Source organism: Streptomyces sp. NPDC055966 (genome assembly GCF_042269865.1).
Classification (GTDB): Bacteria; Actinomycetota; Actinomycetes; order Streptomycetales; family Streptomycetaceae; genus Streptomyces.
Genome location: NZ_JBHJYK010000012.1, coordinates 134,149 through 143,491 on the forward strand (window position 1 = coordinate 134,149; position 9,343 = coordinate 143,491).

The window sequence follows — 9,343 nt, forward strand, 5'->3', positions numbered from 1 at the left end:
TCCGGACGTCCACGATCGTCAACAGCCTCGGGGCCCGAGGCCACACACGCCCGCCTCCCGCTCGCGTCTGTACCGACGTGAACCTCACCGGCCTTGGCGGGAGGGCGGGTTCATGCCTGGAACTCGGTGAGATCGATGGCGTGAACCCGCAGCGGGTAGCCGTACACCGGGTGCGCCGTCTCCCGCTCGGGCACCATGCCGAGCTTGCGGATGACGTTCTCGGAGGCGTTGTCACCCACCCGGTTGATGCTGATGACGCGGTCCAGGCCGCGGTCCTGGAGAGCGAACTCCAGCGTGGCGTGGGCGGCTTCGGACGCGTATCCCTGGCCCCAGAACTGTGAGCCGAGCCGCCAGCTGATCGCCACGGCGGGCATCACCTCCGGCAGGAACTCGGGCACGGACAGTCCCGTGAAGCCGATCAGCTCGCCGGAGGCCAGCAGTTCGACGGCGAAGAGTCCGAAGCCCTCCTCGTCCCACTCCTCCTCCCACCGCTCGATGTCCTCGGCCGTGTCGTCCAGGTCGCGCACCGAGCCGTCGTCGATCCAGTGCATGACCCGGGGGTCCGCGTTGATGTCCGCCATCGGCACGAGGTCGTCGTCGTGCCAGCTGCGGAGGAGGAGACGGGGGGTGCGGATCTCGGTCATGCGCCCATCTTGCCGAAGGCGACGGCCGCGTCGGTAATTCGGTTCGGTGATCCGTTCACCGGACGGCGCCCGCCGGCGTTGCCAGGGGGCGGGCGGAAGCGGTGGGCTCTTTGCGTACGAAGGCCGAGCGCAGGGCGTGGTACGGGGCCTCGGGGTCGAAGAAGGCGGCGTGCACGCGGGCGAGTTCGTCACGCCGGTAGGCCGCGAGCGGCCGTACCTCCTCGTCCGTGCGGCGTGCCGCGGTCTTGGCGGCGATGCGGTGCCGTAGGTCCGGTGCGGCGGCGAGAGCGGTGGCCAGCCGCTCGACCTCGGTCGCGAACCCGCCCGGCGCGGTGGTCAGGAGCCGGTCCGCCAGGGCGAGTCGTGCGGCCGACGCGGCGCTCAGGGGCAGGGCCTCCCGCATGAGCCGGCCGGCCGTGTCGGCTCCGACGCGGCGCGGGAGCGTGTACGTCCAGAACTCGGAGCCGTACAGGCCCATCCGCCGGTAGTGCGGATTGAGCACGGCGCCGGTACGGCACCACACCTGGTCGGCGGCGAGCGCGAGCATGGCGCCGCCGGCGGCGGCGTTGCCGGCGAGCGCGGCGACCACCAGCCGGTCGGTGGTGCGCAGCACCGCCTCGACGAGGTCGTCCATGGCGTTGATGTTCCGCCAGGACTCCTCGGCGGGGTCGGCGGCCGCCTCGATGACGTTCAGGTGTATGCCGTTGGAGAAGAAGTCGCGGTCGGAGCCGAGCACCAGCACGGAGGTGGGGCGGGCCAGCGCGTGCTCGTATGCGGTGAGGAGCCTGCGGCACTGGTCGGTGCTCATCGCACCGCCCGGGAAGGAGAAGCTCAGGAAGCCGACTTCGCCGCGCTGCCGGTATCGGATGTCGGTCCAGGTGCGGCGGTGCGCGGGCAGTTCGAACGGGACGGCGTCCTCCGCGAGGTCGAGCTCGTGCGGCCCGGCGAACGAGGCGAGGACGGAGGCGGCGGGGCGCCGGAAGGGTGCCGGGTCGCCGGAGCCCTTGCGCGGGCGCAGCTCCGGGATCCAGACGGCACCGTCGCGGGTGGCGCGGCAGACGGCGCCCGCCCGGGTCGCGAGGAGCTCGCCGGGGCGGCCGCGCAGCCGGTCCTCGGGGTGACCGCCGTGCAGGAACACCTCGCGGCCCAGGAGTTCGTCCAGGACGCCCGGCTGCGAGTCGGCGCCGCGCAGCTTGCGGAGCACGGCCTCGGTGCTGTCGCCCGACCAGTCGATGCGGCGCCGCTCCTGCCGGAAGAAGCCGCGCCGGACGATGTGCAGGGGGGTGTCGGAGCCGTCGGTCTGCGGGCGGGGCCCGTATCCGCCGGCGGCGTAGCGGCGCACGGCCAGCAGGACGGCGGACACGGCGGCGTCGGAGACCTCGTTCCGGTACAGGTCGCTCTTGCCGACGGGCGCCACGGTGAACGGCTCCGCCGCCCAGATGTCCCCGGCGTCCATGGCCGCCTCGGCCTGGAGCACCGTGACACCCCACCGCGGGGCTCCCTCGGCGATCGCCCAGTCGAGCGAGGAGGGACCACGGTCGCCGGGCGGCCCGGGATGCACGACCAGGCAGGTGTGCTCCCGCCACACGTCCTCGGGCAGGGCCGTCCTCAGCATCGGGGCGACGATCAGCTCCGGACGCCGTTCGCGTACGGCGGCGCGGACCGGATCGTCGCCGTGCGTGGCGAGGACGATGTCCACCCGGTGGCCCTGGTCCGAGAGTTCCGCGTACACCCGCTGGGAGAGGCTGTTGAACGCGCTCACCACGAGCAGAATTTCCATGGTGCAGCATGTTCGCGCTTCTCGGGTGCGCCGTGAAGAACCACGGCGGCGTTTCGTCCGCCGGGGGCGGGGAGCCGCTCCGCGGTCTGCACGGCCTTCGCGGACTTCACGGCCAGGTGGTGCGAGGCGCCCATCTCGTGCGTACCTGTGCGCGGATCCCCGCCGCCGCCCACCGGCGGGGACGTGTGCGGCCCCGGCAGGGCCGCCGCGACCCGTGTCCGGGAACAGGGGGCGGGCTCACCGGCCCAGCAGCAGACCCGTCCCCGACACGTCGGCCCGGATTCCGTCCTTGTCCACCGTCACATCGCGCAGGCGCAGGGCACCCGAGGGCGGTTCCGGGAGCCGGAAGGCGAAGGAGAAGCGGTCGGCGATCTCGGGGCGGGTGAGCTTGGTCAGTGCGGTCAGCAGGGACAGGTCGAGGCCGAGCCGCTGCAGGAGCGCGGGGTGGGCGAGCGCCGTGTCCACGAGGTTCACGCGCGTCAGATCGTGCAGGAAGCGCGGCGCGCCGGTGAGTTGATGCAGCTTGTCCTCGTCGTGCAGCGCGGCGCGCACCGCGCCGTCGGGGACGCCCAGGCGGTGCACGATCTCCGGCACGGACAGCATGGCCTTGATCTTCTCCGCCTCTCGGGTGAGCCGGCGCGCCGAGGCATCGGTGAGATGGAGGCCCTCGGCGGGCCCGGTGCCCGGCCGGTACGTCGCGAGGTCGCCGATGCCGACCTGCATGCCGTCCACGGACGTGGCGATGCCGCGCTCCCCGTCGCGCCGGATGCGGGCGTCGGCCTGTACGCGCAGTTCGCGGCCGGCGATGCGGAGCGCACCGTGCGCCCGGACGAGCCCGGGGCCACGGGCGGTGAAGGCCACCTGCGAGGCACCGAGTTCGCGGTTCATGTCGCCGAAGGACAGCAGGACCTGGCCGCGCATCTGCCGAACGAGCGCACCGCGCACCGCGGTGGGGCCGTCGCCGTCGATACGTATGTCCTCCGCGGTGGCGGTGACCTGGGTGAGGGTGACCCGCTGGGCCGGGATGTCCGCGACGGTGACCCGGACCGAGTCCAGTCGCTGCCGGGCCAGCTGCGTCAGGAAGGGAAACCCGCCGATCCGTACCTCGGGGGCGGCGGCGAGATGCAGCTCGTCCTTGAGCCGCTCGGAGGCCTTGTGCTCGGCGTAGAGCAACGCCCAGCGGTCGGCGAGGGTGACCAGGCAGGCGAGGGTGAGTGTCCAGGCGAGCAGTCTGACCATGGTGGGCAGCCCGGTGGCGCGATTGCGGCGGCGGCTGCCGCGCCGGTGGTTGGGCGGGGCCCAGGGCTCCTCGGAGTCTTCGTCCCGCGGCGCCGGCACGTGGTCCTCGGTGAGGAAGCCGTCCAGCGGATGGTCCGCGAGTGCCGCCAGTTCGTCGTACGGATTACGGCCCTGCGGAACCCGTTCGGTGCGAGGTCCGTCGGACTGGGCAGGGTGATGCGTCGGTGTGTGGGGGGTACGCATCGGTAGATTTGATCACATAGCCCCACCCATTGGGCAAGCTTCGCCTGAACTGAGGTGCGAATCCGGTCACTTGGACGGCCGGCGGGCAGGCCGAGCGGTTGCTGACGCACCCGGACCTCTCCGACGCCGGAGCGAACCGTTCCCCGACGCGGCCCGCGCGCTCGCCCGGCAGTCCCGTGCCCGGCGCACACGTCTTGTCAGCCCGCTCCGTAGCGGAGCCCGTCGAGGAGCAGGTCGAGGAGGCGGCCGGCCCGGTCGCGTTGGGCCGGGGTGCTGGCGATCAGTGCGACGCCGCTGAGGCTGAGGCCGACGTCGATGGGCTCGACGTCCGAGCGCAGGAGCCCGGCTTCCGTGCCGGCGTACAGCAGGGTGCCGATCGCGGTGCTGAGCTTGTCGAGGCTCTCGGCGAAGGGGTCCGCGCCGGAGGCGACCGCGGCCCGCAGGGCTTCCGCCATGCCCTGCTTGGCGGCCAGGTAGTCGATGAACCTGTCCATCCACAGGCGCATCGCCCGGTCCGGCGGGTGGTCGGCGAGCAGTTCGGCGGCGCTGTCGCAGACCCGGGCCAGCTCGTTGCGGTAAGCCGCCTCGACCAGTGCCTCGCGCGTGGGGAAGTGGCGGTAGAGCGTGGCCGAGCCGACGCCCGCGGCCTTGGCGATCGTGTCGATCGGAACGTCCGCGCCCTTCTCGGAGAAGGCGCGCACGGCCGCTTCGAGGATGCGCTCGCGGTTGCGGCGGGCATCGGCGCGCAGCGGGCTCGGCTGGGTGGTCAAGGCTGCTCCCTTCGTCTGGCGGCCAGTCTAGCTGGACAACCGGGGAGTTCCCCGGTTAGCGTTGCAGTTAACCGGGGAACTCCCCGGTTATCGCCGACAGCGCGTCCCACCGACGGGCAAGGAGACCCTGATGACCTCCCCGAAGACGGTTCTGATCACCGGCACGTCCTCCGGCATCGGCCTGGCCGCCGCCCTCGGCGCCGCCCGGTCGGGCTGGACGACCGTCGCGACCATGCGCGACACCGGCAAGGCCCAGGCCCTGCTCAAGGCCGCCGCCGAGAACGGCGTCGCCGACCTGATCCAGGTCAAGCGCCTCGACGTGGTCGACCCCGGGAGCATCGACGCCTGCCTGGAAGAGGTGATCGCCGAGCACGGCCGCCTCGACGCACTCGTCAACAACGCCGGCGCCGCCCAAGTCGGCACCATCGAACAGATGGGCCTCGACGACGTCCGCGCCGCCATGGAGGTCAACTTCTTCGGCGTGGTGGCCACCACGCGCGCCGCCCTGCCGCACCTGCGCGCCGCCCGGGGCCGCGTGATCACCGTCACGAGCGTCGGCGGCGTCCTCGGCCAGCCCTTCAACGAGGCCTACTGCGCGGCCAAGTTCGCCGTCGAGGGCTTCATGGAGTCCCTCGCCCCCGTCGCCGCCACCGTGGGCGTCGACGTCACCGTGGTCGAACCGGGCGCCGTGGCGAGCGAGTTCGTCGCCAACCTCGGCCTGGACGTGCCCGCCCTGCTCGCCGCGGCCGGACCCTACGCCCCGGCCCTTGAGGCGTACATCGCCCGCACCCAGCAGTCCTTCGGCTCCGCCCAGTCCCCGGCCGAGGCCGCCGCCCCGATCGTCGACGCCCTGACCGCCGACCGCCCGGCCTTCCGGATCCAGACCTCGGCATGGGCCCGCGACTTCGTCGCCACCACACTCGCGGACCTCGACGGCTCGGCCGTCCAGGACCTCACCGGCACCTGGGTCCGCTGAACCGCCCCGGGCGCGGGACCACCGGTCACACCCGGTCGCGGCGCACACGTCCGTCCAGGTACGGCGTCCAGCACCGTCCGGGCGTCCCCGAGCGCATCGAACGAGCGGGGAGGGCGCGCGTTCACAGGTGTGAGGCCAAGGCGGCGTACACCTTCCGCCAGGCGTCGGCGCCGGCCTGCGGGTCGTAGTCCTCGGGGCGGTCGGCGCAGGCGAAGCCGTGGCGGGCGCCCGGGTAGGTGACCAGTTCGTGCGGCACCTCGGCCTTGGTGAGCCGCTGCTCGGCCTGCTGCCATTCCTCGGCCGGGATGATGTGGTCCAGTTCGCCGCGGAAGCCCAGCACGAAGGCGCCGCCCGCGGCGACGCGTTCGCTGGTCTCCAGTGGGGGCACGGGGCCGACCAGTGGGAAGCCGCTGTTCAGCAGCCAGCCGGGGTAGAAGACCGCGGCCAGCTCGAAGCTCAGCTCGGTCGCCGCCCGCATCGCGATGTGACCGCCCATGCTCAGGCCGAGGAACGCCACGCCGCGCCCCCCGGCCTCGGCGCGCGCCGCCGCCAGCGCCGCAGCAGCGTCGGCCACCAGCTCGTCCCGGTCCAGCGCGCGCATCAGCACCAGACCGTCCTCGCGCTCCTCGGCGGAGTAACCGAGCGCGGTGCGGCGGGCGTTGCGCCAGTAGTAGTCGGGCGCCAGCGCGGCGTAGCCGGCCGCCGCCAGCTGCGCGCAGGTCTCGCGGACGTAGGCGTTGACTCCGTACAGCTCGGAGCAGACCACCACGGCGCCTCGCACCTCACCCGCCGGGCGGTGCACGTACGCCTCGATGCCGCCGGTCTCGCCGAGTGTCTCCCACTGACCTGTCATCACTGCCCCCGTGTGTCGTCCGTCGGTCCGACTCTAGTGTCCGGCGGGCGCGGTCGTGCGGACATGGGCGCGGTACCACGGGGCCCAGGCCTCGATGGGGTGCAGGGGGTCAGGGTCGTACGGCAGGCCGGCCAGGTGCCACACGCGTTCGCTGCCGAACCAGTTGTCCTGGGCGAGGAGTTCGAACTGGCGCCGGCTCACCCGGCTGCCGGAGGCGGCGAGGCGCTCCAGGCAGCCGGGCCAGCTCAGGTCCTGGTCGGCGGCGCCGGGCAGGATCCCGTGTCCGGTCAGGGCGTCCAGCAGAGCGCCCGAGCGCACCGGACGCGGGTGGCTGGCGTGGTGGACGGAGGGTCCGGTCAGGCCGGGGGCGTCCAGAGTCGCGGTGATCAGCCGGGCCAGGTCCTCCACGGCGACCACGGACAGCAGTCCGCGCCCCGCGTCCCAGCGGCCGGGGACGGCGCGCAGCAGTTCGGCCAGGGCGGGCACCACCCACCGGTCCCCGGCGCCCAGGACCAGCCCGGGACGCAGCACCACCGCGCCGGCGTCCAGGGCGGCCCGCTCCCCGGCGAGCCGGGTCGCGCTGGCCGCCGAGACCGGGGACGGTTCCACGTCGCCGACCTCCGGTCCCCGGTGCGGTCCGGGGCCGTAGACGGCGGCCGTCGACAGCTGTGTCACCCGCGGCACGCCGGACCGGGTCGCCTCGGCCATGAGCCGGGCCGTGCCGTGCGTGTTGACCGCGGTGCACATCTCCGCGTCGCCGCCGACGCGGGAGGCCAGGTGGAGCAGCGCGTCCGCGCCGTCGCACACGTCGTGCAGGGTGTCCGGCGCCGCCAGGTCGGCCCGGAACCACTCGGCGCCCGCCGCGATCAGCGCCTCGGGCGGCCTGCGTGTCACGGCGCGGACGTGCCAGGCCGCCGGGTTCTGCAGCAGCAGCTCCGCCACCCGGGAGCCGATGAAGCCGGTGGCGCCGGTGACCACCACCCGGCGTCGCGTCCTCTGCGTCACGTCCGTATCACTTCCGTGTCTCCTCGCTTGCTCGCACCGGTCGGCTTCCTCGCAACCGGCAGGTTCCTCACCCCCGGCAGATTCCCCGCGTCCGGCGGGTTCCTCACGGACGGGGCAGGCCCCGCTCGCTCCCGACGACGATCCGCGGCAGGGCCTGGGCGCAGGCGAGCCCGGGCAGCAGATAGCGCCACAGGGAGGCGACACGGTCGGGGAGGTCGGCCCAGCCGGCGGAGATCTGGGATCTCAGCTGCGTGCCGGTGAAGGCGGACACGAGCACCTCGGCGAACTCCGACTCGTCTGCGTCCTCCCGCAGTTCGCCCTGCTGCCGCGCCACGGCCAGTTCACCGCTGAAGCGGTCCACCCACCAGCTGTAGGCGGAGTCGTCCTGGAGCGCCGGCCCTCTCGGCTCCACGGCGAGGCGGACGCCCGCCCGCAGCAGCGTGTTGTGCTGCAGTTCCCGGGCGAGGGCGAACGTGACGTCCACCAACTGCTGCAGCCCTGCCGGTTCCTCGGGCAGTTCGAGGTCCTTCGCCTGCTCCAGCATGACCGCCCGCGCCAGTTCCTCCTTCGACGCGAAGTGGAAGTACATCGCCCCGGACGTGACCTTCGCCCTGGTCAGGATCCGGTTGATGCCGGCGCCGTGGTAGCCGCACTCGTCGAACACCTCGGCCGCCGCGCGAATGATCGAGGCCCGGGTCTGCGTGGCGCGGGCGCTGCTTTGTCTGCCTGTCATCGACCTGTCATCCGCCCTTCGTCAAGCCCACGCAAACTTACAAACAGAACGATCTCTATGTTACACATGCAACTATCACCTCGCCGGGGCGCGACCATGGCCCCGGCGGAAGACCAAGGGGGAACAGCATGTCCGCATGCGACGGAATCGGCCGGCGTCCCGCCACCCGCAAGACCGCGGACGGCCTGACGCCGGTGACGCCCCGGCATGTGCACAAGAACCACGCCGAAGAGGTCTACCTCACTCATTGGCGCTCCACGGGCCGTGACCGCTTCTTCATACGGGCGCGCCGGCCCGGCGCCCATGACTTCTACCGCGTCGGGAAGGTCTTCGACCCGCTGCTGCTGTGCGAGACCGTCCGGCAGACCTTTCCGCTGCTCTGCCACGACGTCTACGACGTACCGCTCGGACACCAGCTCATCTGGGAGCGGTTCGGCTACCGGGTGGCCGACGCGGCCTACGGGGGCATGGACCGCGGCCGGGAACTGACGCTGGACGTCCGCTGCTTCGACGTCGTCCGCCGCGGCACCCGTGCCGCCGCCCTCTCGCTGCACGCCCAGGTGTACTGGGGCGGGGTGCCCGTGGCCACCGCCGACACCCGGTTCACGGTGCAGGCGCCGGCCGTCTACCGGCGGCTGCGCGGCGAACACGCCGATGCCGGGCGGGCCATGGCACGAGCCGTTCCGGTGCCGGACCCGGACCTGCGCACGCGGGCCGGCCGGGATCTCGTCCGGGACCTGGTGCTCGCCCCGCGCGGTGCCGACGGCCGGCAGCTCCGGGTCGACACCACCCACCCGCTGTACTTCGACCACCCCGTCGACCATGTTCCCGGCATGGTGCTGCTGGAGGCGGTGCACCAGAGCGTGGACGGCGCGGACGTCACCGCCCTGGACTGCACCTTCCACCGGTACGTCGAGCTCGACAGCCACTGCACGATCACCGCGGGGCCGCCCGGTGCGGAGCACGACGAGCACGGCGAGCCGGGGGAGCGGCACTCCCGGATCACGGCCGTACAGGGCGGCGAGGTCCGCTTCACCGCCGCGGTCACCTCCCGGGCCTGCGCCGTCCGGGAGGCAGCCGGTAGCGGAGCACGCTAGTGG

9 protein-coding genes are annotated in these 9,343 nt (G+C 73.0%); 2 read left to right on the forward strand and 7 right to left on the reverse strand.

Annotated elements, in window-relative coordinates; translation table 11 throughout:
• Nucleotides 1-110: 110 nt before the first annotated feature.
• The 4 genes from ACFC8N_RS25450 to ACFC8N_RS25465 form a co-directional block, all read right to left on the reverse strand.
• The gene (locus ACFC8N_RS25450) at nucleotides 111-644 is read right to left on the reverse strand and encodes a GNAT family N-acetyltransferase (protein ID WP_356030417.1); all 534 of its coding nucleotides are present in this window, start codon (nucleotides 642-644) and stop codon (nucleotides 111-113) included.
• Between the two features lie 55 nt (nucleotides 645-699).
• On the reverse strand, nucleotides 700-2,424 hold the full coding sequence (locus ACFC8N_RS25455) for an enoyl-CoA hydratase-related protein (protein WP_376289996.1): 1,725 nt from the start codon (nucleotides 2,422-2,424) through the stop codon (nucleotides 700-702).
• Nucleotides 2,425-2,661: 237 nt separating this feature from the next.
• On the reverse strand, nucleotides 2,662-3,906 hold the full coding sequence (locus ACFC8N_RS25460; protein ID WP_362822095.1) for a DUF2993 domain-containing protein: 1,245 nt from the start codon (nucleotides 3,904-3,906) through the stop codon (nucleotides 2,662-2,664).
• A gap of 197 nt (nucleotides 3,907-4,103) precedes the next feature.
• Nucleotides 4,104-4,676: a TetR/AcrR family transcriptional regulator gene (locus ACFC8N_RS25465; protein ID WP_362822094.1), complete on the reverse strand. Its 573-nt coding sequence runs from the start codon at nucleotides 4,674-4,676 to the stop codon at nucleotides 4,104-4,106.
• Nucleotides 4,677-4,806: 130 nt separating this feature from the next.
• Here ACFC8N_RS25465 and ACFC8N_RS25470 point away from each other — a divergent pair, with 130 nt between their 5' ends.
• Complete coding sequence (locus ACFC8N_RS25470; protein WP_356030413.1) at nucleotides 4,807-5,652, forward strand: SDR family NAD(P)-dependent oxidoreductase; 846 nt, start codon at nucleotides 4,807-4,809, stop codon at nucleotides 5,650-5,652.
• A gap of 121 nt (nucleotides 5,653-5,773) precedes the next feature.
• On the opposite strand, the gene ACFC8N_RS25475 is transcribed toward ACFC8N_RS25470, so the two are convergent.
• The 3 genes from ACFC8N_RS25475 to ACFC8N_RS25485 all read right to left on the reverse strand — a co-directional run bounded on the left by ACFC8N_RS25475 (nucleotide 5,774) and on the right by ACFC8N_RS25485 (nucleotide 8,243).
• Nucleotides 5,774-6,505, reverse strand: a complete 732-nt coding sequence (locus tag ACFC8N_RS25475) for a dienelactone hydrolase family protein (RefSeq protein WP_356030411.1) — start codon at nucleotides 6,503-6,505, stop codon at nucleotides 5,774-5,776.
• A gap of 33 nt (nucleotides 6,506-6,538) precedes the next feature.
• Nucleotides 6,539-7,510, reverse strand: a complete 972-nt coding sequence (locus tag ACFC8N_RS25480) for an NAD-dependent epimerase/dehydratase family protein (protein WP_376290000.1) — start codon at nucleotides 7,508-7,510, stop codon at nucleotides 6,539-6,541.
• Nucleotides 7,511-7,613: 103 nt separating this feature from the next.
• Nucleotides 7,614-8,243, reverse strand: coding sequence for a ScbR family autoregulator-binding transcription factor (locus ACFC8N_RS25485; RefSeq protein ID WP_376290003.1), 630 nt, complete (start codon nucleotides 8,241-8,243; stop codon nucleotides 7,614-7,616).
• Nucleotides 8,244-8,371: 128 nt separating this feature from the next.
• On the opposite strand from ACFC8N_RS25485, the gene ACFC8N_RS25490 reads away from it, so the two are divergent.
• Complete coding sequence (locus tag ACFC8N_RS25490; protein WP_376290005.1) at nucleotides 8,372-9,340, forward strand: ScbA/BarX family gamma-butyrolactone biosynthesis protein; 969 nt, start codon at nucleotides 8,372-8,374, stop codon at nucleotides 9,338-9,340.
• Nucleotides 9,341-9,343: the final 3 nt, after the last annotated feature.

Excerpts from the sequence above, each read along its gene's own strand:
- ACFC8N_RS25450 (WP_356030417.1), bottom strand. The coding sequence starts at position 644 with ATGACCGAGATCCGCACCCCCCGTCTCCTCCTCCGCAGCTGGCACGAC.
- ACFC8N_RS25455 (WP_376289996.1), bottom strand. The coding sequence starts at position 2,424 with ATGGAAATTCTGCTCGTGGTGAGCGCGTTCAACAGCCTCTCCCAGCGG.
- ACFC8N_RS25460 (WP_362822095.1), bottom strand. The coding sequence starts at position 3,906 with ATGCGTACCCCCCACACACCGACGCATCACCCTGCCCAGTCCGACGGA.
- ACFC8N_RS25470 (WP_356030413.1), top strand. The coding sequence starts at position 4,807 with ATGACCTCCCCGAAGACGGTTCTGATCACCGGCACGTCCTCCGGCATC.
- ACFC8N_RS25475 (WP_356030411.1), bottom strand. The coding sequence starts at position 6,505 with ATGACAGGTCAGTGGGAGACACTCGGCGAGACCGGCGGCATCGAGGCG.
- ACFC8N_RS25485 (WP_376290003.1), bottom strand. The coding sequence starts at position 8,243 with ATGACAGGCAGACAAAGCAGCGCCCGCGCCACGCAGACCCGGGCCTCG.
- ACFC8N_RS25490 (WP_376290005.1), top strand. The coding sequence starts at position 8,372 with ATGTCCGCATGCGACGGAATCGGCCGGCGTCCCGCCACCCGCAAGACC.